Below are 25,140 nucleotides of genomic sequence, written 5' to 3' on the forward strand. Positions count from 1 at the left end.
TCCCGTGCACCGGTGCACGGGAAGCCGGCGGGACGTCAGCGAGTGATCAGCGGGTGATCAACGGCCTTGGAGGGACCTCACGTTGTCGCCGAAGCTCCAGCCCTTCGAGCCGTCCCAGTTGAGCGACCACGTCATGAGCCCCTTCAGCGAACCGCCGAACGCGTTCCACGACTGGCCGACCAGGCCCGGGTCCATGTAGCCGCCGCCCGCACCGGGCTGGGCCGGCAGGCCGGGCACCTGCTTGTCGTAGGGCACCTTGACGGTGGTGCCCTGGATGGTCAAGCCGTTGTTCAGGCAGGTGGTCTGCGCGGTGAAGCCCTGCACGGTGCCGGCCTGGTAGGAGTCGCCGGAGCAGCCGTACATGCTGCCGTTGTAGTACTGCATGTTCAGCCACCACAGTTGCCCGTTGTCGGCGTACTTCTTGATGATCGGCAGGTAGGCGCCCCAGATCGAGCCGTAGGTGACGCTTCCGCCGGTCACGTACGCGGTCTCGGGGGCCATCGTCAGGCCGAAGCCCGCGGGCATCTGGGCCAGTACGCCGTCGATGATGCGCATCAGGTTGGCCTGGGAGGCGGACAGCGTGCCGATGCTGCCGCTTCCGGACAGGCCGGTCTCGATGTCGATGTCGATCCCGTCGAAGTTGTACTTCTTGAGGATCGGGACGACGGTCGCCACGAACCGGTCGGCGACGGTGCTGGAGCTCAGGTCGATGCCTGCGGCGGCACCGCCGATCGACATCAGGATCGTCGCCCCGGCCGCCTTGGCCTGGCACATCTCGGCGGGGGTCGAGACCTTGACGTTGGCGTCCATGCCGTCCTGCCACTGGACGGTGCCGTCCGAGAGGATCACCGGGAAGGCGGCGTTGATGACGTTGTAGCCGTGTGCGGCGATCCGGCTGTCCGTGATGGGGACCCAGCCCATGCCGGGGTGGACGCCGTTCGCGGCGCCGTCCCAGTTCTCCCAGTAGCCCTGGAGGACCTTGCCCGACGGCCTGGGCTTCGTGGGGCAGGTGTCGCCCGGCGCCGGGGTGGTCGGCGGCGGGGTGGTGGGCGGAGGAGTGGTCGGCGGCGGGGTCGTCGGAGGCGGAGTGGTCGGCGGAGGAGTCGTGGGCGGCGGGGTCGTCGGAGGCGGAGTGGTCGGCGGAGGAGTCGTGGGCGGCGGGGTGGTCGGTGTGGGGCTGCTGCCGCCGGGGCCGGTGAGCGACACGTCGTCCGCGTAGTACGCGGGCTGCCCGTACCAGCCGTGCAGGTAGACGGTCACCGAGGTGGTGTTCGGCCCGGTGGTGAAGCCAACGCTGAGCTGGCTGTACGACGCACTGCTCGGCGTCCAGGTGGACGGGTCGCTGCCGGCGCCGGTGCCGGTGGCGCCCAGGTAGACGTAGCTGCCCTGGACGTAGGCGCTCAGCGTGTACTGGGAGTTGGGCTGCACACTGACGGTCTGGCTGCACTGGGCGCTGTCCGGGCCGGTCGGCGTGGCCTTGAGCGCGGCGGCGCCGGAATGGACCGGACTGCTGACGACCGCGCCGGAGCCGCCGGAGCAGGTCCAGCCGGAGAGCCCGTTCTCGAAGCCGGGGTTGGCCACCAGGTTGGGGGTGGCGGCCCCGGCCGTGACGGAGCCGGCCACGGCGATGCCGACGCCGATGACGGCGACGGCGCTCACCCCGGCGAGGGAGCGCCGCAGGACGCTCGGCCCGCGCTGGGCGCGGCTGGTCCGGTTCACCTGCGCTGCGCGTTCCACGCTCGCCCGCGGCTGCGGGCCAGGGGCCCGGAGCGGCTCGCTCCCGGTCCGGTCGCCTTCGGGGCGGCCGGGATCCGGACAGGGGCGGACCTCGCCCGACGGACGTGGAGTACGCGACCTTCGACGGAACATGCTGCGTTCCCTTCCCGCCGAGCGCCATGGACATGACCGACGCGTGGGGGCGCGACGCCCGGCTGTGGGTGAGGTGGGGACATGTGGGGCTGTGCCGGACCGGATCGTAGGAGGGGCGGCGCAGCTCGTCAATAGGTCTGGACCAATCGCGGGGTACGACCCGGCCGACCGCAGCAGAACCCGACGTCAGGCCGTACGGCCCCGCCCGCCTCACCGGGCAGGGGCTCGGGTGTGGCCGACGGGCCGTCCGGGGCGGACGGCCCGTCGGTTCGCTACGGGGCGGTCACGGGGCCAGGCTCTCCGGGCTCCGCCAGCTCACCAGGCGGGCGCCGTCCGGCGGGAGGTCCACGACCTCGTTCCCGAAGACCCGGTTGATCGAGCTGCCCCCGTTCAGCGCGATGTCGGCGCCGTAGACGTGCAGGGAGACCGCGCGACCGGTGCCGCCGTTCGACACCCGGTGGATGTCCTCGTCGGGCGGCACCAGGAGCTGCACCCGGCCGGGAGAGCAGGTGGTCCGGCCGGACGGCACCAGCACCCTGCGGCCGGTCCTGGAGGGCCGCCACAGCCGGAACGCCTCGTCCACCTCGACGCCCTCCACCACACCGGACACGCACCAGGCGACGTGGTCGTGGATCGGGGTGGACTGACCGGGCAGCCAGGTCAGGGCCACCACGGAGTGCGTCCGTCCGGCATGCAGCAGCCGCTGCGAGTAACCGTCCGTGTCACCGGCGCACAGGTCGTCGGGCACGATCAGTCCGGCCCGCAGGTACTTGCGCAGGGTGTCCGCCGTGAGCTGGGCGGTCAGGACGTCCGCGGCGGCGTAGCGCGCGAGGTCGGAGAGGAACTCGTCGAGGTTGGAGCCCGGTTCCACGCTCTACCGCCCCACTCCGGTGAGCGCGCGGACCTCAAGCTCCTCGAAGCCGCGCCCGTCCGACTCCTCGTCGCGACGGCGGCGGCTGCCGACCAGGGAGCCGAGGACCGCGGCCGCGAACCCGATCGGGATCGAGACGATGCCCGGATTCTGCAGCGGCACCGGTGCCGTGGTGGTGCAGGAGATCAGCGCCGTGGCGTTGCCGACCTGCTTGCTGGACGCCTCCACCCCGCAGTCCTTCGCCTGGGCGGCCGTCAGCTTCACGGCGTGGACCGTGCCGGTCGCGCCGCCCCAGCAGATCGGGGAGAGCAGCACCAGGCCGATCGAGCTGACCAGGCCCGCGTAGATGCCGCACTTGGCGCCGACGGTGGTGAAGCGCTTCCAGAACAGCGTCAGCAGGATCGCCGGCAGGTTGGCCGAGGCCGCGATGGCGAAGGCCAGGGCCACCAGGAACGCCACGTTGAGGTCCCTGGCGAAGATCGACAGGGCGACCGCGACCGCGCCGATGACCACGGCGGCGATCTTCGCCGTGACCAGCTCCTGCCGCTCCGTGGCCCTGCCCTTGCGGATCACGCTGGCGTACAGGTCATGGGCGAACGACGACGACGAGGTCAGGGTGAGCCCGGCGACGACCGCGAGGATGGTGGCGAACGCCACCGCCGCGATGAAGGCGAGCATCAGGGAGCCGCCGGTGGTGCCCGCGCCGCCGCCGAGGTGCTCGGCCAGCAGGGTGGCGGCGGTGTTGCCGGACGGATCCTTCTCCTTGATCGTCGCCGTGCCGACCAGCGCGGCCGCGCCGAAGCCGAGCACCAGGGTCATCAGGTAGAAGACCCCGATGATGCCGATCGCCCAGTTCACCGACTTGCGCGCGTCGCGGCCGGTCGGGACGGTGTAGAAGCGGACCAGCACATGCGGCAGCGCCGCGGTGCCCAGCACCAGGGCGACGCCGAGGCTGACCAGGTCGAGCTTCGACCAGCCGTCGGTCGCCCCGTACTTCAGGCCGGGCTGGAGAAAGGCGTCGCCCTTCTTGGAGGCCGCGGCGGCGTCCCCGAGCAGGTGGCTGAGGTCGAACCCGTACTTCGCCAGCACCCACAGGGTCATCATCGCCGCGCCGGCGATCAGCAGCACCGCCTTGACGATCTGCACCCAGGTGGTGCCCTTCATCCCGCCGACCACGACGTAGACGATCATCAGGGCGCCGACCCCGACGATGGTCCAGATCTGCGCCGAGGCGCCCTTGACGTCGAGCAGCTGCCCCACGATCGTCGCCGCGCCGACCATCTGCGCGATCAGGTAGAAGATCGAGACCACGATGGTCGACACGCCCGCGGCGGTCCGCATCGGACCGCTGCGCAGCCGCGCGGCCAGCACGTCGGCCATGGTGAACCGACCGGTGTTGCGCAGCAGTTCGGCGACCATCAGCAGCGCGACCAGCCAGGCGACCAGGAAGCCGATCGAGTAGAGGAAGCCGTCGTACCCGGAGATCGCGATGATCCCGGCGATGCCGAGGAAGGAGGCCGCGGACAGGTAGTCGCCCGAGATCGCGATCCCGTTCTGCAGCGCGGAGAACTGGCCGCCGCCGGTGTAGAAGCCGCCGGTGCCCTGGGTGCTCCGCCGCGCCCAGAGGGTGATGACGAGGGTCACCGCCACCAGGGCGACGAACAGGCCGATGGTCAGGCCCTTGTGCGATGCCGCCTGCGCCGTCGCCGCGGCGAGCGGAAGGTGCTGTGTCATGCCTGGCTCTCCGTCAGTTCCTGGTTGTCGGCGTGTCCGGCCGATGCGGCCGGACGGGACGCCGCCGTGCTCCGCAGGGCCTCGGCCAGCGGGTCCAACCGCCGGGCGGCGAACCGGCCGTAGGCCAGGGCGATGCCGAAGGTCGAGACGAACTGCAGCAGTCCGAAGACCAGGGCCACGTTGATGCTCCCGACGACCTTGGCCGCCATGAAGCCGCGGGCGTAGGCCGAGCAGAGTACGTACGCCAGGAACCAGAGCAGGAACGCCGCCGTCACCGGGAACACGAACCTGCGGTAGGCGGCGCGCAACTCGGTGAATCGCGGATCGTCGCCGATCCAGGGTGCGCCACCGCGCGACGACGCGGCTTGGTCGATCATGGGAATCCTTTTGAGCGGTGCGGAACTTGCCGAAGGCCCGACCGTAGGAATCCGTGGCAGACAAGCGATCAACGCGCGGTCGGCGACGGCCGGCCTTTGTGCGTTCCCGCTGCGCGTTCCCGGCACATCCACACCCCTGCCGGCCCGCATTCACCTCAGCTGCATTTCGGCCAACTGTGCGAAAGGTCTGTTCGCAACCACGGCACCCCCCTAGAGTGGCGGCGATCCTCCACAAGTGGCCTTTTCTTCACGCCGGTTCACTGGATCTTCACACCATTGCACCGGCCTCGGGACGTTCAGCGCAGTCTGTTCCCACCATCGAGCCGAAAGGGCCGGGTCCGTGACACAGGCGTTCCAGTCCCCCGGCTTCGCCGCCCTGGCGGCCGACCGCGCGGTCGAGACGCGACTCGTCGACGAGCGCTGGCAAGCGGTGGCCTGGGACCTGGGGACGGATCGGCGCCGGGTGGTCACCGACCGGCCGGGGGGCGTCCACCTGAGCGAGATCGAGCCGCACGGCGACGCCATCTGGTGGTTCGACGCCGACAACGCCGGGGAGGGGCGGTGGCGGCGCGAGCCGTTCGCCGGCGGCGCGGGCGGCGAGGCGCTGTACGGCGTGCCGCGCGGGCGGGCGTACGGCGTCGCTTTCGACCGGACGGGCGCGCTCGCGGCGGTGGTCGTCGGTGTCGACGGCGCCTCGCACTGCTACGTCGGACCGCCCGCGGGCGAAGCCCGGCTGATCGGTTCGGCGCCGGGGTACCTGAGCCTGGCCGACCTGTCGCCGGACGGCCGGCTCCTGGCCCTCGGCGGGCGGCCCGACGGGGACGACTCGGTCGTCCTGTGGCCGACGGGCGTTCAGACGGACGCGCAGGCGAACGTTCAGGCGGGCACGCAGGCGGACGGTCAGGCGACCGTTCAGGCGGGCGCGCAGGCGGACGGTCCGCTGCGGATCGCCGGGCACCGCCGACTGCGGCTCTGGCCGATCGAGTTCAACCCGCTCGCGGTACTCGAACCGGAGCTGCTGCTGGTGGTCGAGGAGGACGAGCAGTACACCGTCGCGACCTGGCAGGCCGGCACGGGGCTGCGCAGGTACCCGGGGCTGTCGTTCGACTCGCAGATATCGGCCGGCTGGTACCAGGGGCCGCGCGAGGTGCTGATCCAGCACGAGCGGGCCGGGCGGAGCCGACTGCTCCTCGCCGACCTCGACCCGCCGGAGGGGCAGCGGACAACGCAGCAGGGGGCCGCGGGCCGAGGACCGGCCGAACAGGCCCCGCCCGTCCGGGAGATCAGCACCCCCGGCGGCACGATCCACGACCTGTCCTGCGCTCCGGACGGCACCTTGCACTGCGTCTGGAGCCGGGAGTCGACACCGCCCCGCCCGCTGGTCCTGCGCCCCGGCACGGAGACTGCGCACCACCCCGGACAGGGCCTCGATCCGGACCAGGGCGACACCTACCGCAGCCGCCGCTGGACGCCCCGGCCGTACGGGCGGATCCACAGCTTCGTCAGCACTCCGGCCGGCCAGGGCCCGTGGCCGACCCTCTTCCTGGTCCACGGCGGCCCCGCCACCCACGACCGCGACTCCTACGACCCGCGGGTGAACGCCCTGGTCGGCCGTGGCTACGCGGTGGTGCGCACCAACTACCGCGGCTCCACCGGCTACGGCGCCCGCTGGCAGCACGAGTACGGCCACCGGGTCGGGCTGGCGCAGATCGAGGACCTGGCCGCCGTCCGCGCGGAGCTGGTCGCCGACGGTACGGCGCTCGCGGAGCGCACCGGCCTGTGCGGATTCTCGTGGGGCGGCTACCTGGCCCTGCTCGCGATGGGCGCGCAGCCGGAGTTGTGGTCGCTCGGCATGGCCGCTCAGCCGATCGCGGACTACCCCGCCGCCTACCGCACCACCACCCCCGCACTGCGCGAGCTCGATCGCCAGCTCTTCGGCGGGACCCCGGACGAGGTTCCCGAGCGCTACCGCGCGGCCGACCCGCGATCGTACGTGCACCAGGTCCGCTCGCCCGTCCTGCTGGTCGCCTCGCGGACCGACGAGCGGTGCCCACCCGACCAGGTCGCCCGGTACGCCGCGGACCTGCGCCGGCTGGCGGTGCCGCACGAGCTGCTCTGGGTGGACGGCGGCCACTACAGCCGCCGGACCGCCGACCACCGATCGGTGCTGGCCACGATGGTCCGGTTCGCCGAGCACGCCTGGCCGGCACCGCTCCCCCTGCCACCCCGGGGCGACCGCCCCGAGGTACCCGCCGAACTGGTGGAAGGAGGTGAACAGCCATGAAGCGACGCAGCATTCAGAACGACCCGATCAGCACCCCGGAGCGTGACCGGGGCGCCGTGGTGGTCCAGGCCTTCGCGCTCGACATCACCAAGGCCGCAGTGGTCGCGCCTGCCCTCAAGGGGCAGCCGAAGCCGAAGGCCGAGACCAAGGGCAAGTGATTCACCGTCGCTCCGGGGCGCCTGCGGTGCCCCGGAGCGACACCTCACCGACCGCCGGCGAACAACAGAAGTGGCCACCATGCGTATCGTCCTGCTGCACATGCCCTGGGGCGCGATCGACGTGCCGTCGCTGGCGCTCGGGATCATGCACACCGCTGCCGCACGCGCCGGCCACCAGGTCGAAGTGCGGTACGCCAACCTGGACTTCGTGGACTGGGCCGCCGAGACCGCGGGTTTCGGCGTGGACGACTACCAGTACTTCTCCGAGAAGTCCTACTTCCAGGGCGCGGGCGACTGGGCGTTCGCCGGCGCGCTGTACGGTGACGACGGCCCGGCCCCCGGCATCGAGGCCGGCATCGACGGCGACGGCGACGGCGACGGCAGCGACATCGATGACCTCGACGGCGAGTTCGCGCCCTACTTCGAGTACCTGGCCACCAGCGGTGCGAGCGAGCAGGAGATCGCACTGACCCGGGCCACCCGCGCGATCGCCCCCGCGTTCATCGCCCGACTGGTCGACGAACTCGCCGCCGACCCACCGGACTTGGTCGGCTTCACCACCACCTTCCAGCAGAACACGGCGAGCCTCGCCGCCGCGAGGCTGCTCAAGCAGCGGTGCCCGCAGGTGCGCACGGTGTTCGGCGGCGCGAACTGCGACGGTCCGCAGGGCGCCGCGCTGCACCGCAACTTCCCCTTCCTGGACTACGTGGTGCGCGGCGAGGGCGAGGCCGCCTTCCCCGCGCTCCTGGCAGGCGGCGACCTCTCCGCCGTCCCCGGGCTCTGCTGGCGGGACGACTCCGGAACGTCGACGGCCAACGAGATGACGAGGCGCCCGCTGCCGCCCGCGGCGATCCTGGCGCCCCGCTACGACGGCTTCTACGAGCGGCTCGACGCCTCCGTCGCGGCCGGCTGGGTCGATCCCAAGCTGGTCGTCGAGGGCTCCCGGGGCTGCTGGTGGGGCGAGAAGCACCACTGCACCTTCTGCGGGCTCAACGGCTCCTCGATGGAGTTCCGCTCCAAGCCGCCGACGGACTTCCTCGCCGAGGTGCTCACGCTCGCCGAACGCCACCAGCTGTTGGACGTCTACGTGGTCGACAACATCCTGGACATGGGCTACTTCGACACCGTCCTGAAGTCACTGGCCGAACTCCCGGTCGACCTGCGGCTGCACTTCGAGATCAAGGCCAACCTGCGCCGCCACCAGTTCCAGCTCCTCGGCGACTCGGGCGCGGCCCAGGTGCAGCCCGGCATCGAGAGCCTGAGCACCCGGGTCCTGCGGATCATGGACAAGGGGGTGACGGGCTGCCAGAACGTCCGCGCGCTGCGGGACGCGCAGAGCGCCGGAGTGTCGGTGAGCTGGAACTACCTCTACGGCTTCCCCGGCGAGCAGCCGGCCGACTACGAGTCGGTGATCCGCCAACTGCCCCTGCTGCACCACCTGGACCCGCCGACCGGAGCGGGACGGATCGCGATCGAACGGTTCAGCCCGTACTTCGACCGGCCCGAGCTGGGCTTCGCGATCACCCGGCCGGCCTTCCAGTACGGCGCGACCTACCGCCTGCCGCAGAGCGAACTCGCCGAACTGGCCTACGTGTTCAGCGCGCCACCACGCGGGATCGGCGGCGACCTCGCGGAGCGGCTGAGCGCGGCGGTGGACACCTGGATCGCGCGGTTCCCCGACAGCCGGCTCAGCTACCGGGACGCGGGCGGCCGGATCGCGCTCGTCAACACCCGCCCCGAGTACGACTGGCGGGTGGTCGAGCTGACCGATCCGGTGGAGCTCGCCGCCTTCCGGCTGCTGAACCAGCCCCGCTCGACCGCCGCGCTGGCCGCCAAGGTCCCCGGCGGCGCGGCGGCGGTCGAGTCGGTGCTGAAGCGCTTCACCGCGCTGGGCCTGCTGTTCCACGACGGGGACAGCTTCCTCCAGGTCGCCGTCGAGTCCGACAACCAGGTGCTGATGCGGATGCAGCACCGGCACGGCCCCGCCGCCGCCCGCCCTCGCGCCGAGGAGGTGCTCGATGCCGTCACGATCGGCTGAACGGACCGATGCCGGAATGGCCGATGCGGGAAGGGCCGTTGCCGCCTCCTGGCGCGCGGCCGGCCCGGAGGTCGAGCTCTGGCTCGACTACGACCCCGCCGCCAGGGAGTTGCCGGGCTTCGCGCTCGGTCGCCGCACCCTGTCCGGCCCGGCGGAGGCGGAGGTCACCGAACTGCACCGCGCCGGGGTCCGCTGCCTGCGGCTGACCGAGCCGGTGCGGCTCTGCGCGGACGCGCCGGCGGCCTCCGCGCGGGCGCTGATGCTGCTGCGCGAGGCGACCGGGCAGGGGCTTGCCGTGCTCTGGCAGGCCGACTGCACGGACGGCTGCGCGGCGCAGCGCCGGTTCCACCACCTGTACCCGCCCGAGCAGTTGACCGGCGGCCCCCAGGACGTCGTCGCCGACTGGCGCGCCACGTACTACCCGAGCAAGTGCGTCTTCCGGCGCGGCCCCGGCTTCGTCGAGGTGCGCGACCGCCGGTTCGGGACGCTGGAGCTGTTCACCATCGACGAGCCGGGCCACCTGGCGCAGGTCGAGGCGCTGGCCGAGGGCGTCGAGGTCGGCCGGCTGCCGGACGCCGTCCACCAGGACTTCGCCGCGGCCGGCCTGATCGCCGAACAGGCCGGCCGCGCCTGGTTCCTGCCCATGCGGGTGCGCCGCTGGCCCTTCCCGTCGCTGACCGTGTAGTTGCCGGAGTTCGAGCCCGAGGAGTGATCCATGACCACCGCGGTCGACGACGCCGCCGCGCGGATGTCCGCCTTCATCCGCGACCCCTACCCCACGCTCGCCCGGATCCGCGAGGCCGGCGCGGTCTCCGTCGTGGAGTTCGGCGAGGGCCTGCCGGTTTACCTGGTGACGCGCTACCAGGACGTCCGGGCCGCGCTGATGGACCCGCGTTTCGGGCAGGACGTCCGCCGCAGCCAGGCCATCGCGAGCGGGCGGGGCTCCGGCCTGACGCTCGGTTCGGAGGTGGTCCACATGCTCAACAGCGACCCGCCGGACCACACCCGGTTGCGCCGGCTGATCCAGGGCGTCTTCACCCGCCGGCGGGTCGACCTGATGCGGCCGCTGGTCGAGCGCATCGCCGACGGCCTGCTGGACGGGCTGCGCGGGCGGGAGACCGCCGACCTGGTGACGGACTTCGCCTTCCCGCTGCCGATCATGATCATCTGTGAGCTGCTGGGCTTCCCCCCGGAGGACATGCAGGCCTTCCGCACCTGGTCGACGGCGATCCTCACCCAGGGCGGCGACATGACCTTCGACCAGGCCACCGCCGAACTGAACGACTACCTGCGCGAGTTGATGACGGCCCGGCGGGCGTCGCCGAGCACGGACATCCTGACCGACCTGGTACAGGCCTGTGACGCCGGTGAACTCACCGAGCGGGAGGTGTTCTCGATGGTCTTCCTGCTGCTGATCGGCGGCCACGAGACCACCGTCAACCTGCTCGGCACCGCGACCCTGGCGCTGCTCCACCACCCCGACCAGCTCGCCTGGTTGCGCGCCAACCCGGCGGCGATGCCGGTCGCGATCGACGAGTTCCTGCGCTACGAGTCTCCGGTGAGCATGGCCACGCTGCGGTTCACGAACGCCGACGTGATGGTCGACGACGTGGAGATCCCGGCGGACGAGCTGGTGCTGCTCTCGCTCGGCGCGGCCAACCGGGACCCGGCCCGCTTCACCGATCCCGACCGGCTGATCCTGGACCGGGGCGATCCGGGCCACCTGGCCTTCGGGCAGGGCCTGCACCGGTGCCTCGGCTCCTTCCTCGGCAAGTTGGAGAGCGAGGTCGCACTGACCGGCCTGCTGGAGCGCTTCGGGCGGATCGAACTGGCCGCCGCGGAGGAGACCCTGCCCTGGCGCAACACGATCATGCTGCGCGGCCTGGAGTCGCTGCCGGTCTCGCTCGATGGCTAGCGGCGCGGGAGCAAGCGACACGGGGACGGACAGCACGGGGGCGGGCGGCGCAGGGGCGGGCAGCACGGGGACGGGCCGCGCAGGGGCGGGCAGCACGGGGACGGGCCGCGCAGGAGCGCGCGGCGCCGCGGGGCTGTTGCGGTTCCGCCCCCGGATCAGCGTCGCGCCCCTGCGCGCGCGGGGCTTCCGGCTGCTGGTGATCGGGCAGGGCACCTCGGAGTTCGGCAACGCGTTCCAGGTGGTCGCCCTGCCGCTGCTGGTCTACTCCCTCGCCGGAGGCGCCCGCCAGCTGAGCCTGGTGGTCGCCGCCTACGGCGCGGGACGGCTGGCCGCCACCCCGCTCGGCGGGATGCTCGCCGACCGGTTCGGCGCCCGGCGGGTGATGCTGGCGGCCGACCTCGGCCGGCTGCTCGCCACCGCTGGGCTGTGCGCGATCGCCGCCGGCGGGGCGGCGAACTTCTGGCTGATCGGCGGGCTCGCGCTGCTGGTCGGCGTCGGAGCAGGGGTGTTCCTGCCGGCCGCCTGGGCGATCACCCCGACCCTGCTGCCCGCCGAGGACCTGCACGCGGGCAATGCACTGAACAGTACGGTCACCTTCGGCGCCGGTCTGCTCGGTCCGGCGCTGGCCGGCCCGCTGGTCGCCTGGCTGAACCCGGCCGCCGCCCTGGGCCTGGATGCGGCGACCTTCGCCGTGTCGGCGGCGACGCTGCTGCTGATCGGTCGCGGCAGCCTCGTCGCAGCACCCAGCCCGATCTCCGAACGTGCCTCCGTGCCGAAGAACTTCCGGCGCCTGCTGCGGGAATCGCCGTTGCTGCGCGCGGTGCTGACGGTGACGGTGATCGCGAACCTGACGGTGGGCGGCGCCACCCGCGTCGCCCTGCCGACCCTGGCCACCCACGGCTTCGACGCCGGCGCCGTCGGGCTGGGCCTGCTGCTGGCCGCGTTCACCGGCGGTGCGCTGGTCGGCGGCCTGTTCGCGGCCGGCCTCACCGAGGTCCGCTCGCGGGGCCGCACGGCGATGCTCTCCGGACTGGTGATGGGTGTGGCGATCGGCCTGGTGCCGTTCGTCGGCCTCGTCGGCGCCGTGCTGCTGCTCTGCGTGGCCGGCGGCGCCAGCACGGTGACCAACGTCCTGGTCGTCACCGGCGTGCAGAAGAGCACCCCGCCCGCCTTGCTGGCCCGGGTCATGGCGGCCGTCACCTTCTGCGCGCTGGGAGTCTTCCCGATCTCGGTGATCGCGGCCGGCGCGGCGGTGGACGCCTTCGGGAGTCAAGGGGTGTTCGCGACGACCGGGCTCTGTCTGACGGGCGCGTTCGGGTACGCGCTGACCAGGCGTGAGATCCGCGAGCTGTGAGCGCCCAGCCGACCGCCGAGCCCGCTCCCGCCACCGGCGGGCGGGGCGGGAGGCGGGCGGCGGGCGGCGAGGCGGGTCCGGGCGGCAGCCCCGTCAGCGCAGGGTCGCGGTGACGACCGTCGCGTCCAGGTCCTCGCACCAGGCGTCGGCGGCGTCGAGACCGGCCGCGCGGGCGACGGCCAGGGCCGTCGGGGTCTGCCGTTCGCTGGTCTCGAACAGCAGCGACCCGCCCGGGGCCAGCCAGTGCGGCGCCTCGACGGCCACCCGGCGCAGCACGTCCAGACCGTCGGCGCCGCCGTCCAGCGCCGGCCGGGCCTCGTGCAGCCGGGCCTCCGGCGGCAGCAGCGCGATGTCGGCGCTGGGGACGTACGGGACGTTGGCGAGCAGGACGTCGATCCGGCCGCGCAGGGCGGCGGGCAGCGCGACGAACAGGTCGCCCTCGAAGACCGGGGCCCCGGGCCCGGTGAGGTTACGGCGGGCACAGCGGACGGCGACCGGGTCGACGTCGGCCGCGTAGAGCTCGACCGGGTGCGCGGCGGCGGCCGCCACGGCGGCGCCGAGGGCGCCGCTGCCGCAGCAGAGGTCGACGACCACGGCGCCCGGGCCGGTGAGCTCGGTGGCCGTGGCGGCCAGGAACTCGCTGCGGCGGCGCGGGACGAACACGCCCGGGTCGACGGCGATCCGCAGCCCGGCGAACTCGGCCCAGCCGACGACGTGTTCCAGCGGCCGGCCCTCGGCCCGGGCGCGGACCATCACGGCCAGGTCGGCCGGTGTGGCGGCGGCGGAGAGCAGGATCCGCGCCTCGTCCTCGGCGAACACGCAACCGGCGGCGCGCAGCCGGGTGACGACCGAGGAACGGAGAGCTGCGGAGGCAAAAACCGACAAGAGGACCCCTTGGGGGAATCGGGAGGAGGACGAACGACTCCGTCAGGGCTCCCGCAAGGGCCGGCACCGCGCCGACGCGTCCGCGCTACGCGCGCGACGCGCCCGCACGGCCGCGCTCCGGGAGCACCCGCTCGGACATACCGGTAATGGGGCTCACCTCCTTGAGTCGCGGTCATACACGGCGTCGGCCACCCTACCGCACCCCCGGCGCGGGCGATCAACTGGTCTTCCGGGCCCAGGTCCTGCCCGGCCGGCCCGCCCACCGGGGCCGGCCTGGCGGAGCTAGCCGAGCTGCTCGGCGACCAGGGCGGCGAACTCCTCCGGGGTCATGACGGGCACTCCGAGTTCCTCCGCCTTGGCACGCTTGGAGCCGGCCTTCTCGCCCGCGACGAGAAGGGTGGTGCGCTTGGACACCGAGGAGGAGGCCTTGCCGCCGGCGCGTTCGATCAGCTCGTTCATCGCGTTGCGGGAGAGCTCGGCGAGGGCTCCGGTCATGCTGCCGGTGACGACCACGCTCTGGCCGGCCAGCGGGCCCGCCGCGGTGTCGTCCGCGGCCGCCGCGCCGCCGTCCGCGGCCTGGGCGGCGGGAGCCGTCGGCTCGGTCACCGCGGTGCCGACGCCCTGCGCCACAAGCCGGTCCAACAGCGCTGCCACGTCGGTGAGTTCGGCGACGATCACGGCGGCCTTCTCGACCCCGATGCCGTCCACGCCGGCCAGCGCCTCGACATCGGCGGCACGGATCGCGGCCATGCTGCCGAAGTGCGCGGCGAGTCGGCGGGACATCGTCCGGCCGGTGCCGCGGATGCCGAGGGCGCAGAACACCCGGTTCAGCGGGCGGCTGCGGGCGGTCTCGATGGCGGCGAGCAGGTTGTCGGCGCTGGTGTCGCCCATCCGCTCCAGGGTGAGCAGCTGCTCCCGGGTGAGGGTGAACAGGTCGGCGAGGTCGCCGACCAGCCCGGCCTCGACCAGCTGGACGGCGCGGGTGCCGCCGAGGCCCTCGATGTCGAGCTGGTCGCGCCCGGCCGCGTAGACCACCGAGGCGACCGCCTGGCAGGCCCGGCCGCGCACGCAGCGCCAGCGCTGCTCGGAGGTGTCGATGGCGTCGCCGCAACGTGGACAGACCTCGGGGAAGGCGATCGGCTGCTCGGCGCCGGTGCGCTGGTCGACCAGTGGCGCCTCGACCCGCGGGATCACGTCGCCGGCCCGGTAGACGAACACCTGGTCGCCGATCATCAGCCCGCGGCGCCCGATGTCGGCCGGGTTGTGCAGGGTCGCGTAGGTGACGGTGACGCCGTCGATCACCACCGGTTCGAGGACGGCCCGGGGCGCGATGATCCCGGTGCGGCCGACGTTCCACTCGACGCCGAGCAGCCGGGTGACCTTGTGCTGCGCCGCCAGCTTGCGGGCCACCGCCCAGCGCGGCGCGCGGGAGCCGGAGCCGGCCGCCTCCTGGTCGACCACCGCGTCCGCCTTCACCACCACGCCGTCGATCCCGAAGGGCAGTGCGGCGCGCAGGCCGGCGATCTCGTCGATCCGCTGCTGCACCTCGGAGAGGGCCGCGCAGCGGCGCGGCGCGGCGTCGGTGCTGGCGGCGGTGTTGGCGCCGAGGACGGCGAGCCGGGCGAGCAGGTCGGCGTGGTCGAGGCCGGGCAGGCCGAGGGCGTCGTAGGCGAAGAAGGTGAGTTCGACACGGTAGGCGCGGTCCTTGGCGCGCAGGGTGCCGGCCGCGCCGCTGCGCGGGTGGGCGAACGGGGTGGCGCCGTGCGCGGTGCGGACGGCGTTGGCCTGCTCGAACTGCTCGTGGGTGAGCAGCACCTCGCCGCGCAGCTCGACGTCGACCGGTTCGGCGAGCCGGGCGGGCAGGCCGAGCACGGCGTCGGCGGCGGCGGTGATGTCCTCCCCCGCCAGGCCGTCGCCCCTGGTCAGCACCTGGGTGAGCCGACCGGCCCGGTAGCGGGCGGCGACGGCGAGGCCGTCCAGCTTCGGCTCGACGCACCAGGCGGCGACCGGCCGGCCGAGCCGGCGCTCCAGACCGGCCGCCCAGGACTCCAGCTCCTCGGCCGAGAAGACGTTGTCGAGGGAGAGCATCGGCGCGCTGTGCGGGACGTCGCCGACCGCCGCGCCGCCGGCTACCTTGCCGGTGGGCGACTCGGGCAGCGCCTCGTCCGGGTGCTCGTGCTCGTAGGCCTCGATCGCCCGCACCAGGGCGTCGTACTCGTCGTCGCCGAGCGGGGCGGAGCCGTCGGCGTAGTACGCGGCGGCGGCCCGCACGGCGGCGGCGACGGCGTCGGCGTAGGCCTGCGGGGAGGCCAGGGCGGCAGGGGAGGCCAGGGTGGCTGCGTCCTTCATACCGCCATCATGGCGAGCCGCACTGACATTCGGCCCGCTCGAACGCGGCTCGCACGGACCGCGCCGGGGGGTGCGACCCGCACCGGCCAGGGGTGTCGGCCAGGGCCGTCGGCGAGGGCGCCGGTCGAGGCCGCCGGCCCGGTCAGTCCGGCTGGGGCCGGGTGCGCCGGGCGTAGGCGCGGGCCGCGCGGGCGCGGTCGCCGCAGCGGGTGGAGCACCAGTGGCGCCGGCCGTGCCGGAGGAGGTACCGGGTGCACGGGGTGGAGCCGCAGGCGGTGAGGCGGGCGGCTTCGGGCCCGGTGAGCAGGTCGGCGGCGTCGGCGGCGAGGGTGGCCAGGGCGTGGTCGACGATCTCGGTGGTGGGGTGGGGGGCCGCACGGTAGGGGCCGCTGCCGTCGTCCCACCGCAGCAGCCGGGCCGTGGGCAGGCGGGTCAGGGCGTCGTTGACGGCGGCCAGGGCGGAGGGGGGTGCGGGCAGCTCCGCGACGCGGGCGGCGAACAGCGTCCTGACCTGTTCGCGCATCGAGCGCACCTGCGCCGTGCACATCTCCTGAAGGCCCGCGTCGGCCGGGGCGAGGCCGTGCTCCAGGAGCCACTGGCCGGTGGCGGCCGGCGTGCCGAGGCGGTCGACGACGCGTCCGCCGGGCAGCGTGACGGCGCTGTTGACCAGGGCGAGCGAGGGGTACTGCTGCTCGCCCGGCGCGGGTGGCACGGCGGTCTCGTCGGTGGCGGTGTCCGCGGCGTCCGTCATGAGTCTCATGGTAGCGCTTGCGCTCATCCGTGAGAACCGGCTAGCGTTCCTCACGGATAAACCGCTCTCAACCGTGAGGTGTGCTTCACCATGGCTTCTTCCGACACGACCGTCGAGCAGTTCCCCGTCCGCCTCTTCGGCGGCCCGACCGCCCTCTTCGAGTACGGAGGCCTGCGCTTCCTCACCGACCCGACCTTCGACGGCCCGGGCGACTACCTGCGGCCGGACGGCCGGTTCCTGACCAAGACCGCGCCCTCCTCCGGGAGCCCCGCCGACGCCGGCCGCGTCGACGTCGTCCTGCTCTCCCACGACGAGCACCCCGACAACCTCGACCACTCCGGCCGGGCCCTGCTGGCCGACGTCCCGCTCACCCTCACCACCCCCGGCGGCGGCCTGCGCCTCGGCGGCACGGCCCGGGGACTGGCCGACTGGGAGTCGGTCACGCTGGACCGCCCCGGCGGCGGCACCCTCACCGTGACCGCCGTGCCCGCCCTCCACGGGCCCGGGGCCCGCGAGCAGGTGGAGGCCGTCACCGGCCAGGTCGTCGGCTTCGTCCTGACCGGGGAAGGGCTGCCCACCGTCTACGTCAGCGGGGACAACGCCTCCCTCCTCGCCGTGGGGGAGATCGCCGAACGCTTCGCCCCCGTCGACACCGCGATCCTCTTCGCCGGGGCCCCCCGCTTCGCCGCCCTCTTCGACGGCGCGCCCATCGTCCTGGACAGCGCCCAGGCCGCCGAGGCCGCCGCGATCCTCGACGCCCGCCGGGTCGTCCTCGTCCACCACGACAGCTGGGCCCACTTCACGGAGGACCGCGACGACCTGGTGGCCGCCTTCACGGCCGCCGGCCTGGCGGAGCGCCTCCACACGGCGTGACCGGCCCCGGGCGGGGCGCGCCGCACGAGGCGCCCCGCCTGTCCGCCCCCGAACCGCCCGCTCAGCCCGGCAGCGGCGCCAGCGGCCTGGTCCGGTAGGCGTCGGAGGAGCCCGGGGGGACGAGGCAGGGCAGCAGCCACTCCCACAGGGCGCCGACCCGGCGGGCGCGCTCCTCACCCGGGCAGCCGTCGCCGAAGACGACCTCCAGCCCGCAGGCGGCCGCCACCACCAGGGTCTCCGGGCCGGGATCGCCCGAGCGGTCGCGCAGCTCGCCGGCACGCCGGGCACCCGTCAGCAACTCCCGGACGACACCGGCCCAGACGCCGTGGAAGCCCCGCACGCCCGCGACCGACACACCCGCGACCGGCGCGCCGGGGGCGGACGTGGCGGGAGCGAACGCGGCGGTCCTCGACTGCCAGCCGCCCTCCCGGCCGAGGCGGAACGCCGCCCGGACCACCGCGTCCGACCCCAGGGCGTCGACCAGCCAGTAGCCCACGTCGATCAGCGTCTGCAGGGGGGAGGAGGTGGCCCGCAGACCGCCGCAGGCGCCCCGCAGCGAGCGCTCGGCCCGCTGGAACACCGCCTGTGCCAGCTCCTCCTTGGACGCGAAGTGGAAGTAGAGCGCACCCTTCGTCACTCCTGCGGCACCGGCGATCTCGCCGAGCGTGGCCCCCGCATAGCCGCAGCGGTCGAACAGCACCGCCCCCGCCTGCACCAGCCGTCCGCGTGTCCGTTCCGACCTCTCCTGCACCACCCGACCCACACCCCTCACAACGACGAGCACGTTCCGACCACACACGAAGCAGCGCCCCGGCAGCGACGGCGCCTTCCGCGCGTCCTCAGCCGACCCTGGTGAACCGGGCCACCGACGCCTCCGGCGAAGCGGTCGCGGCCGCCTCGCGCTCCGGGCGCTCCGGGCCGGCCAGCAGGATGGAGCGCTGGAGCCGTCGCAGTCCGGTGGACGGCTCCATGCCCAACTCCCGTACCAGGGTGTTGCGCAGGCGCTGGTAGGCCTCCAGGGCCTCGCCCCGTCGGCCGGAGCGGTGCAGGGCGATCATGTACTGGCCGTGCAGGCTCTCGTGGGTGCGGTAGCGGTCGACCAGGACGGTGAGTTCGGCGAGCAGGACGCGGTGGCGGCCCAGCCGCAGGTCGGCCTCGATCCGCTGGTCCAGGGCGCAGAGCCGGGTCTCCTCCAACCGCTTGGCCTCGACGGCGAGTTGACCGCCGGCCGGGATGTCGGCGAAGGCCGGACCGCGCCACAGGCCGAGCGCCTCGCCGAGCATCCGGGCGGCCAGCGGGTGGTCGTCGCCGTCCATGGCCCGGTAGCCCATGCCGGCCAGGCGCTCGAACTCCCGGACGTCCGTCAACCCGCCGCCGCTGTTCAGCATGTAGCCGCCCGGCGAGGTCACCAGCACGTCCTTGGCGCAGGAGACCCCTGCCGCCGGGCCGACCTGCCCGAGCGCCCGGTCGATCATGTCGCGCAACTGCAGCACGTACGTCTGCACCGTCGTGCGTGCGCTGCGCGGCGGGCGGCCCGACCACAGCTCCTCGGCCAGCACCCCGGCCGACACCACCTGGTCGGCCCGCAGGGCCAGCAGCCCCAGCACCTGACGCGGTTTCGGCGCCGATGGCACCACCGACACCCCGCACACCCGGACGTCCAATGCCCCGAGCACCCTAATTTCCACGATGACCACCCCAATCACACGGAACGCCGCAGGCCGATCCGCCGCGGCTGGCACCCGGGTCGACACCCCTAGGGCGACTGCCACCAGTCAAAAACAGGACGCGCGGTTTGTCAATACAAAACCGAACGTGCTGTTTGTTTCTTGGGATGAGCGGCCCGCCTCGGACAGACGGGCGCGGCGGCCACGCTGCGCCACGAACCGGCCACCACGCGCAGCGGAGTGCGGGCAAACCGAAGGCGGCGTCGGACCCCCATGGATCCCGCGCCGCCACCAATTCGCCCGCACTCCGCGCCCGCCGCCAGCCGGCCGATCACCGCCCGGAAACCGCCCGGACGGCCCCGGACGCCCCCGGACGCCCCCGCGAGCAGGGGGTCGCCGAGCCCCGGTCAACTCCGCACCAGCCGCAGCGATTTCCGGCCGGTGCCGGACCGTCAGCCCACACCGACCTCGTCCGCGACCGCCCGGGCCGCCGACCGCGCCCCGTCCTGCGTCCCACCCTGCGCCCCGGCGCCCTCCGTCGCCGCGCGGGCGGCCGCCACCTCGGCGACCACCTGGGCACCGCGGTCCGGGCCCATCTGCAGCGAACCGAGCACACCCGGCACCGCGATGCTCGGCATCAGGTGCTGGAACAGCCCGGCGGCCCGCCGCTCCAAGTCCGCGCGCCCGGAGAGCTTCTGCGACTGGATCTGCACACCCGTCCACGCCGCCGTGACCAGCCACGCGGTGTCGGCCGGGACGACGTGCGGCAGCAGTTCGCCCCGCTCGCCGGCCGCGACCAGCAGCGCCTCCAGCCGGCTGATCCAGCCGGGGATCGCGCCGCCGCCGAGGTCGTCGAAGACGTCCTGCCCCAGGGAGAGCCGGGCCCCCGCGCTCAGCAGCGGATCACGCGGCATCAGATAGGCCACCACCATCCCGGTGTCCACGAACTCCTGGAGTTTGCAGACCCGTTCCGGCACACCGTCCTGGACGAACTGCTCCTCGACGACGCCCTGGGCCAGATCCCGCTTGGAGGCGAAATGGAAATACACCGCACCACGCGTCACACCGGCCCGCGCGACCACCTCGCCGATGGTGGCGCCCTCGTAGCCGAACTCGTCGAAGACCGACGCCGCCGCCTCCAGGATCAGCCGACGCGTCCGGACCGCCCGCTCCTGCCGAACCACCGCAACCACCCCACCCAGAGCTCCCGGAAAACAAAACCAAACACCCCGTATCTTAGCTACCGGTGGCCTACGGACGACAAGATGATGTCGGGGAATCGCCTCAAACGCTCCTTCCCTCCCGCCCGCATCCTCCGCATTTTGCCTACGGGCCGCCGCTTCTTCGCCGGACGATCGAAAGCGGCACCGGCGCCACACATCACACATTCGGGGAAAAACCGAACGATCGGTTTCCTCATTTGGACACCCGCGGGCCGGAAGGCGTCACGGCAGGACGGCCACCGCCTCCACCTCCACCAGCTGGTCGTGGTAGCCGAGCACCGACACCCCCAGCAGCGTGCTGGGGGCGTCGTGCTCCCCCATGTAGGCGCGGTACACGTCCCACACCGCGACCAGGTCGGCCCGATCGGCGGAGGCCACGTACACCGTCGTCCGGGCGACGTCCGTCAGCCCGGCGCCGGCGTCCTCCAGCGCGGTTATCAGGTTCCGCATCACCTGGTGCGCCTGGCCCGCGTAGTCGCCGACGGCGACCGTCCGCCCCTCGGCGTCGAGCGGGCAGGCGCCGGCGAGCCAGAGCGAACGGGCCGGGGCCTCGACCAGGGCCGCATAGGCGTAGTCGACGGCCGGGGTGAGGCGGGAGCTGCGGATCAGCTTGACTGCGCTGTTCAAGGGGCACTCCGAAGGGTCGTGGCCGAACGTTTGCGCCCATCGTTGGCCTCTCCTGAGCGACCGTCAAACCATTTACCAGCGCCGTCCCGTCCACCACAGGGCCGTTGCTTCCACGATTCACCGTTGCGGGTGATGGCGGGCCGACCCGCCCGGCCGGAATCCTGGTGCCCGCCACCCGCGCGGGTCGACACCGCGCCGACACCAGGAGGTCCCCCATGGAATCCCGACCGCCGTACCGCGACGAGGCCTCCGGGGTCCGCCGGCGCCGGATGCTGGGCCTGGCACTCGGGGCGGGGCTCGCCCCGGCCCTCACCCCGGCCGCGACGGCGACGGCGACGGCGACATCAACGGCCCGGTCGGATACCCCCGTGGTCGCGTCCGCCGCCCTGGGCCGCCGGGTCGCCGAGGTGGCCACCGCCCAGCTCGACGTGCCGTACGCCTGGGGCGGCGGCGACCGGCTGGGGGCGAGCCTCGGCTTCTGCGACGACGAGAACGGCTACCTGGACGGCGTCTGCCTGGGCGAGAGCACGGTCGGCTTCGACTGCAGCGGCCTGTCCCTCTACTGCTGGTACCGGGCCAGCCACGGCACCGTCGAGCTCGGGCACTACACCGTCGCCCAGTTCCACCGCAGCGCCCCGGTGGAGCGTGACGCCCTCGCCCCGGGCGACCTGCTGTTCTTCTCCCGCCCGGACGCGCCGCTGCACCACGTCGGCATCCACGTCGGCGACGGCGCGATGATCCACGCCGAGCGCACCGGGACGCTGGTCGCCCGGGTCGAGCACGCCCTCGACGTCCCGCGCTGGGCCGGCGAGTTCGCCGGTGCCCGCCGCCCCGGGCCGGCCGGCTGAGCGGGCCTCAGAGGCCGCGCCGCTCCCCCGACCCCGGCCCCTGGCCCTGGCCCTGGCCCTGGTGGACGCGCAGCAGCAGGCCGTGCAGCAGCTGCCGCTCCCGCGCGTCCAGCGGCGCCAGTACCTCGTCCTGCACCGCGCGCGCCCGGGCGTCCAGCTCCGCGAGCAGCGCCCGCCCGGCGTCGGTGACCGACACCGAGACCCGCCGCCGGTCCGCCGGGTCGCGGACGCGCTCGACGTACCCGGCGGCGGCCAGCTGGTCGGCGACCTTGGCGAGGTCGCTCGGGTCGATGCCCAGCCGCTGGACCAGGTCCCGCTGGGCGTGCGGCCCGAAGTCGGCGAGCGCGGCCAGCACGGCCATGTCCCAGAGCCGCAGGCCGTGTTCGGCGAGCTGCTCGGCGAGGCGCCCCCGTGCCGTCCGGCCGATCCGGGAGAGCAGGTAGGTACTGAGGTCGAGCAGCGTCGGCGGCAGGGAGGGGGCGGCCAGCGGGGGTTTGGGGAGCAGGGGTTCGGGGGCCATGGCGTCAGTCTAGGGTCCGTCCCTATAGTGGGTGTCGACCCACTAATATCGGACTGATCCGACCCGATGAATCCTCGAGCCCGGGAGCTTCGACCGTGGACGCCCTGTACCCCCGCCTGCTCGTGACCCGTTTCGCCGAGTGCTTCCGGTTCTACCGGGCGGTCCTGCCGCCCCTCACCGGCGCCGCCCTGGTCAAGGGCGGCGCCGGCGGCCCCTACGCCAACTGGGACGTCGACGGGCAGGCCGTCCTGGTGCTCTTCGACCGCGCCGCGATGGCCGCCGCCCTGGGCACCACCGGCCTGCCCGAACGCCCGGCCGCCCCCGCCCAGGACGCCGCGATGCTGGTCTTCCGGGTGGCCTCCGTGGACGACGCGTTCGCCCTCTGCCTGCGGCACGGCGGCACCCCGGTCGTCGGCCCGACCGACCGGCCGCAGTGGGGCCCCAACCTGCGCAGCGCCCACCTGCGGGACCCGGACGGCCACCTGATCGAGCTCCAGTCCTACTGACCCGCCCCGCCCGGTCGGCGCGCGGGGTCGTTCGCCCAGAGGTCGGCGCTGCACGCCGCCACCAGTGCGCCGATCCTGGCCCAGGCCTCCTCCGCGGGCAGCGGTTCGAGTCGGCGGCCGTCCCGCAGCCGCAGCGCGACCCGGTCGTCCACGGCCTCCTTGGCCCCGATCACGGCCTGGTACGGCACCAGGCGCGCCGCCCGGATCCGGGCGCCCAGGCTGCCGTGCTCGGGCCCGGCGACCTCGGCGCGCAGCCCGAGGTCGAGGCAGCGCTGCCGGAGCCGCTCGGCCTGCGGCAGTTCGCCCTCGGAGACCGGCAGCAGCACCACCTGTACCGGGGCCAACCAGGCCGGGAACGCGCCTCCGTACAGCTCGATCAGGTGGGCGACCACCCGCTCCACGCTGCCGATCACGCTGCGGTGGACCATCACCGGCCGGTGCTTCGCGCCGTCCGGGCCGATGTAGTGCAGACCGAAGCGCTCGGGCTGGTGGAAGTCGATCTGCACGGTGGAGAGGGTGAACTCGCGCCCGGCGCCGTCGGCGATCTGCACGTCGATCTTCGGCCCGTAGAAGGCGGCCTCGCCCTCTGCCGCCTCGAACGGCACGCCGGAGCGTTCCAGCACGTCGGTGAGCAGCGCGGTGGCCCGTTCCCAGAGGGCCGGATCCGCCACGTACTTGCCGCCCGCGCCGGGCAGCGAGAGCCGGTAGCGGACCGGTTCGATGCCGAGCGCGCGGTGTGCCGCGCGGATCAGCTCCAGTGCTGCGACGGCCTCGTCGGCGGCCTGCTCCGGGGTGCAGAACACGTGCGCGTCGTTCAGCTGGATCGCCCGGACCCTGGTCAGCCCGCCCAGCACGCCGGACAGTTCGGAGCGGTACATGCCGCCCAACTCGGCCATGCGCAGAGGGAGTTCCCGGTAGCTGTGGGGCCGGGAGCGGTAGATCAGGGCGTGGTGCGGGCACAGGCTCGGCCGGAGCACCATCTCCTCCGAGCCCAGTTCCATGGGTGGGAACATGTCCTCGCGGTAGTGCGCCCAGTGGCCGGAGATCTCGTACAGCTCGCGCTTGCCGAGCACCGGCGAGTACACGTGGCGGTAGCCGGCCCGCCGCTCGCGCTCGCGGATGAACTCCTCCAGGGTGTGCCGGATCGCGGCGCCGTCGGGCAGCCAGTAAGGCAGGCCGGAGCCCATCAGCGGGTCGGTGTCGAACAGGTCCAGTTCGCGGCCGAGCTTGCGGTGATCGTGCGCGGCGCGGTCGTGCATGGGGTGGTCGTGCATGGGGTGGTCTCCACTCGGGTCGGCGGGCGAGTGGTCCGGAAACGGCGAAGCCCCGGGGCACTCGCCCCGGGGCTTCGGACTAGGTCAGCAGTCAGCGCACCGGGACTCTCTCCGGCGTCGTCGTGGCGAGTGCAGCGCGCTTCATGCGATCCACGATAACAGGGCACCGACCGCCGTGGTGATCTTTATCCGCGGCCGCTCAGAACAGGACGGCGCAGCCGCGCGCGTCGAGCGCGGCGAGCAGCCGCGGCGAGGGGCGCGCCTCGTTCCACCGCAGGTCCAGCTTCTCCAGTGCGGGCAGTTCGGCCAGCCAGTGCGGCAGTTCGGTGATCCGGTTGCCCCGCAGGTCGAGCCGGCGCAGCACCGGCAGCCCGGCGAGCACCGGCGGGACCTCGGCGAGCGCGTTGTCCCGCAGTTCGAGTTCGCGCAGTGCGGTGAGGCCGCCGAAGGTGTCCGGCAGGGTGGTCAAGTCGTTCCCGCACAGCCAGAGTTCACGCAGGGCGGTCAGTTCGCCGAGGCGGTCGGGCAGCGCGGTGAGCCGGTTGCGCTGGGCGCGCAGCTCGACCAGGGCGGTCATCTCGCCGATGGCGGAGGGGAGTTCGGTGATCCGATTGTCGCCGAGGTTGAGGTAGCGCAGCGCGGTGAGGCGGCCGAGCGCGGCCGGCAGCGCGGTCAGCGCGTTGTCGTGCAGGTAGAGGAAGTCGGCGAGCCCGGTCAGCTCGCCCAGTTCGGCGGGCACGCCGGTGAGCCGGTTGTGTCCGAGGTCGAGGGTACGAAGCCGTCGCAACCTGCCCACCTCGGGCGGCAGTTCGGTCAGGCCGGTCTCGGCGAGGATGAGCACGGTCAGGTCGGTCCGGTCCCACACCTCGGCCGGCACCGCGCCGAGGGGCCGGCGCCAGAGGTTCAGCGTCACGTCTGTCACGCCCGTCATTGTCCCGTCCACGCGCCCGCCCCCGTGCCCCTCGCCCTCCCCGCCCTGCTGGACCACCGGGCAGCGCCGCACCCCGGCCGGGAGGC

At 73.5% G+C, this 25,140-nt stretch carries 23 protein-coding genes; 9 read left to right on the forward strand and 14 right to left on the reverse strand.

Annotation, left to right across the window (positions count from 1 at the left end; translation table 11 throughout):
- Positions 1 to 57 precede the first annotated feature (57 nt).
- The 4 genes from ACFWPT_RS22610 to ACFWPT_RS22625 all read right to left on the reverse strand — a co-directional run bounded on the left by ACFWPT_RS22610 (position 58) and on the right by ACFWPT_RS22625 (position 4,851).
- Complete coding sequence (locus tag ACFWPT_RS22610; RefSeq protein WP_380483830.1) at positions 58 to 1,659, reverse strand: carbohydrate binding domain-containing protein; 1,602 nt, start codon at positions 1,657 to 1,659, stop codon at positions 58 to 60.
- A 493-nt stretch (positions 1,660 to 2,152) separates the two neighbouring features.
- Positions 2,153 to 2,740: a cysteine dioxygenase family protein gene (locus tag ACFWPT_RS22615; protein ID WP_063345975.1), complete on the reverse strand. Its 588-nt coding sequence runs from the start codon at positions 2,738 to 2,740 to the stop codon at positions 2,153 to 2,155.
- 3 nt (positions 2,741 to 2,743) lie between these two features.
- Positions 2,744 to 4,474 carry a cation acetate symporter gene (locus ACFWPT_RS22620; protein WP_380483759.1) on the reverse strand — a complete coding sequence of 577 codons (1,731 nt, stop codon included), beginning with the start codon at positions 4,472 to 4,474 and terminating at the stop codon, positions 2,744 to 2,746.
- Entirely contained in the window at positions 4,471 to 4,851 is a 381-nt protein-coding gene (locus tag ACFWPT_RS22625; protein WP_380380773.1) for a DUF485 domain-containing protein, read from the reverse strand. The genes ACFWPT_RS22620 and ACFWPT_RS22625 overlap by 4 nt, the downstream gene beginning before the upstream one ends.
- 340 nt (positions 4,852 to 5,191) lie before the next feature.
- On the opposite strand from ACFWPT_RS22625, the gene ACFWPT_RS22630 reads away from it, so the two are divergent.
- From ACFWPT_RS22630 to ACFWPT_RS22655, 6 genes are all read left to right on the forward strand, one after another.
- The gene (locus tag ACFWPT_RS22630) at positions 5,192 to 7,135 is read left to right on the forward strand and encodes an alpha/beta hydrolase family protein (protein WP_380483761.1); all 1,944 of its coding nucleotides are present in this window, start codon (positions 5,192 to 5,194) and stop codon (positions 7,133 to 7,135) included.
- Positions 7,132 to 7,293 carry a hypothetical protein gene (locus tag ACFWPT_RS22635; RefSeq protein WP_159398304.1) on the forward strand — a complete coding sequence of 54 codons (162 nt, stop codon included), beginning with the start codon at positions 7,132 to 7,134 and terminating at the stop codon, positions 7,291 to 7,293. The genes ACFWPT_RS22630 and ACFWPT_RS22635 overlap by 4 nt, the downstream gene beginning before the upstream one ends.
- 79 nt (positions 7,294 to 7,372) lie before the next feature.
- Positions 7,373 to 9,331, forward strand: a complete 1,959-nt coding sequence (locus ACFWPT_RS22640; protein ID WP_380377744.1) for a RiPP maturation radical SAM C-methyltransferase — start codon at positions 7,373 to 7,375, stop codon at positions 9,329 to 9,331.
- A 16-nt stretch (positions 9,332 to 9,347) separates the two neighbouring features.
- On the forward strand, positions 9,348 to 10,016 hold the full coding sequence (locus tag ACFWPT_RS22645; RefSeq protein ID WP_380377743.1) for a DUF5825 family protein: 669 nt from the start codon (positions 9,348 to 9,350) through the stop codon (positions 10,014 to 10,016).
- Positions 10,017 to 10,046: 30 nt separating this feature from the next.
- Positions 10,047 to 11,246: a cytochrome P450 gene (locus tag ACFWPT_RS22650; RefSeq protein WP_063345980.1), complete on the forward strand. Its 1,200-nt coding sequence runs from the start codon at positions 10,047 to 10,049 to the stop codon at positions 11,244 to 11,246.
- Positions 11,247 to 11,382: 136 nt separating this feature from the next.
- Positions 11,383 to 12,600, forward strand: coding sequence for an MFS transporter (locus ACFWPT_RS22655; protein WP_363378646.1), 1,218 nt, complete (start codon positions 11,383 to 11,385; stop codon positions 12,598 to 12,600).
- Between the two features lie 93 nt (positions 12,601 to 12,693).
- Here the strand turns inward: ACFWPT_RS22655 and ACFWPT_RS22660 are convergent, their stop codons facing one another.
- The 3 genes from ACFWPT_RS22660 to ACFWPT_RS22670 form a co-directional block, all read right to left on the reverse strand.
- Positions 12,694 to 13,485: a putative protein N(5)-glutamine methyltransferase gene (locus ACFWPT_RS22660; RefSeq protein ID WP_380377741.1), complete on the reverse strand. Its 792-nt coding sequence runs from the start codon at positions 13,483 to 13,485 to the stop codon at positions 12,694 to 12,696.
- Between the two features lie 282 nt (positions 13,486 to 13,767).
- Positions 13,768 to 15,834: an NAD-dependent DNA ligase LigA gene (ligA, locus tag ACFWPT_RS22665; protein ID WP_380483764.1), complete on the reverse strand. Its 2,067-nt coding sequence runs from the start codon at positions 15,832 to 15,834 to the stop codon at positions 13,768 to 13,770.
- Between the two features lie 142 nt (positions 15,835 to 15,976).
- Positions 15,977 to 16,594: a CGNR zinc finger domain-containing protein gene (locus ACFWPT_RS22670; protein WP_380483766.1), complete on the reverse strand. Its 618-nt coding sequence runs from the start codon at positions 16,592 to 16,594 to the stop codon at positions 15,977 to 15,979.
- Positions 16,595 to 16,675: 81 nt separating this feature from the next.
- On the opposite strand from ACFWPT_RS22670, the gene ACFWPT_RS22675 reads away from it, so the two are divergent.
- Positions 16,676 to 17,458, forward strand: a complete 783-nt coding sequence (locus tag ACFWPT_RS22675) for an MBL fold metallo-hydrolase (protein ID WP_380377736.1) — start codon at positions 16,676 to 16,678, stop codon at positions 17,456 to 17,458.
- Positions 17,459 to 17,519: 61 nt separating this feature from the next.
- Here the strand turns inward: ACFWPT_RS22675 and ACFWPT_RS22680 are convergent, their stop codons facing one another.
- The 4 genes from ACFWPT_RS22680 to ACFWPT_RS22695 all read right to left on the reverse strand — a co-directional run bounded on the left by ACFWPT_RS22680 (position 17,520) and on the right by ACFWPT_RS22695 (position 20,975).
- Entirely contained in the window at positions 17,520 to 18,212 is a 693-nt protein-coding gene (locus tag ACFWPT_RS22680) for a ScbR family autoregulator-binding transcription factor (protein WP_380483768.1), read from the reverse strand.
- Between the two features lie 85 nt (positions 18,213 to 18,297).
- Positions 18,298 to 19,146, reverse strand: coding sequence for a BTAD domain-containing putative transcriptional regulator (locus ACFWPT_RS22685; RefSeq protein WP_380377732.1), 849 nt, complete (start codon positions 19,144 to 19,146; stop codon positions 18,298 to 18,300).
- 431 nt (positions 19,147 to 19,577) lie between these two features.
- On the reverse strand, positions 19,578 to 20,309 hold the full coding sequence (locus ACFWPT_RS22690) for a ScbR family autoregulator-binding transcription factor (RefSeq protein WP_380425218.1): 732 nt from the start codon (positions 20,307 to 20,309) through the stop codon (positions 19,578 to 19,580).
- Between the two features lie 261 nt (positions 20,310 to 20,570).
- Positions 20,571 to 20,975, reverse strand: coding sequence for a RidA family protein (locus tag ACFWPT_RS22695; RefSeq protein ID WP_380483770.1), 405 nt, complete (start codon positions 20,973 to 20,975; stop codon positions 20,571 to 20,573).
- A gap of 215 nt (positions 20,976 to 21,190) precedes the next feature.
- Here ACFWPT_RS22695 and ACFWPT_RS22700 point away from each other — a divergent pair, with 215 nt between their 5' ends.
- Positions 21,191 to 21,823, forward strand: a complete 633-nt coding sequence (locus ACFWPT_RS22700; protein ID WP_380483772.1) for a C40 family peptidase — start codon at positions 21,191 to 21,193, stop codon at positions 21,821 to 21,823.
- Positions 21,824 to 21,830: 7 nt separating this feature from the next.
- On the opposite strand, the gene ACFWPT_RS22705 is transcribed toward ACFWPT_RS22700, so the two are convergent.
- The gene (locus tag ACFWPT_RS22705; protein ID WP_380483774.1) at positions 21,831 to 22,343 is read right to left on the reverse strand and encodes a MarR family winged helix-turn-helix transcriptional regulator; all 513 of its coding nucleotides are present in this window, start codon (positions 22,341 to 22,343) and stop codon (positions 21,831 to 21,833) included.
- A gap of 95 nt (positions 22,344 to 22,438) precedes the next feature.
- Between ACFWPT_RS22705 and ACFWPT_RS22710 the strand changes: the two genes are divergently transcribed.
- A complete protein-coding gene (locus ACFWPT_RS22710; protein WP_063345987.1) occupies positions 22,439 to 22,849 on the forward strand; it encodes a VOC family protein in 411 nt (136 codons plus the stop codon).
- Here ACFWPT_RS22710 and thrS read toward each other — a convergent pair.
- The gene (gene thrS / locus ACFWPT_RS22715) at positions 22,843 to 24,123 is read right to left on the reverse strand and encodes a threonine--tRNA ligase (RefSeq protein ID WP_380483777.1); all 1,281 of its coding nucleotides are present in this window, start codon (positions 24,121 to 24,123) and stop codon (positions 22,843 to 22,845) included. The two genes, ACFWPT_RS22710 and thrS, sit on opposite strands and share 7 nt — an antisense overlap.
- Before the next feature lie 199 nt (positions 24,124 to 24,322).
- Positions 24,323 to 25,045, reverse strand: coding sequence for a leucine-rich repeat domain-containing protein (locus ACFWPT_RS22720; RefSeq protein ID WP_380483779.1), 723 nt, complete (start codon positions 25,043 to 25,045; stop codon positions 24,323 to 24,325).
- Positions 25,046 to 25,140: the final 95 nt, after the last annotated feature.

It is taken from the genome of Kitasatospora sp. NPDC058478, assembly GCF_042720345.1.
Taxonomy (GTDB): Bacteria; Actinomycetota; Actinomycetes; order Streptomycetales; family Streptomycetaceae; genus Kitasatospora.

Excerpts from the sequence above, each read along its gene's own strand:
- ACFWPT_RS22620 (WP_380483759.1), bottom strand. The coding sequence starts at position 4,474 with ATGACACAGCACCTTCCGCTCGCCGCGGCGACGGCGCAGGCGGCATCG.
- ACFWPT_RS22625 (WP_380380773.1), bottom strand. The coding sequence starts at position 4,851 with ATGATCGACCAAGCCGCGTCGTCGCGCGGTGGCGCACCCTGGATCGGC.
- ACFWPT_RS22635 (WP_159398304.1), top strand. The coding sequence starts at position 7,132 with ATGAAGCGACGCAGCATTCAGAACGACCCGATCAGCACCCCGGAGCGT.
- ACFWPT_RS22640 (WP_380377744.1), top strand. The coding sequence starts at position 7,373 with ATGCGTATCGTCCTGCTGCACATGCCCTGGGGCGCGATCGACGTGCCG.
- ACFWPT_RS22645 (WP_380377743.1), top strand. The coding sequence starts at position 9,348 with ATGGCCGATGCGGGAAGGGCCGTTGCCGCCTCCTGGCGCGCGGCCGGC.
- ACFWPT_RS22650 (WP_063345980.1), top strand. The coding sequence starts at position 10,047 with ATGACCACCGCGGTCGACGACGCCGCCGCGCGGATGTCCGCCTTCATC.
- ligA (WP_380483764.1), bottom strand. The coding sequence starts at position 15,834 with ATGAAGGACGCAGCCACCCTGGCCTCCCCTGCCGCCCTGGCCTCCCCG.
- ACFWPT_RS22670 (WP_380483766.1), bottom strand. The coding sequence starts at position 16,594 with ATGAGACTCATGACGGACGCCGCGGACACCGCCACCGACGAGACCGCC.
- ACFWPT_RS22675 (WP_380377736.1), top strand. The coding sequence starts at position 16,676 with ATGGCTTCTTCCGACACGACCGTCGAGCAGTTCCCCGTCCGCCTCTTC.
- ACFWPT_RS22700 (WP_380483772.1), top strand. The coding sequence starts at position 21,191 with ATGGAATCCCGACCGCCGTACCGCGACGAGGCCTCCGGGGTCCGCCGG.
- ACFWPT_RS22705 (WP_380483774.1), bottom strand. The coding sequence starts at position 22,343 with ATGGCCCCCGAACCCCTGCTCCCCAAACCCCCGCTGGCCGCCCCCTCC.
- thrS (WP_380483777.1), bottom strand. The coding sequence starts at position 24,123 with ATGCACGACCACCCCATGCACGACCGCGCCGCGCACGATCACCGCAAG.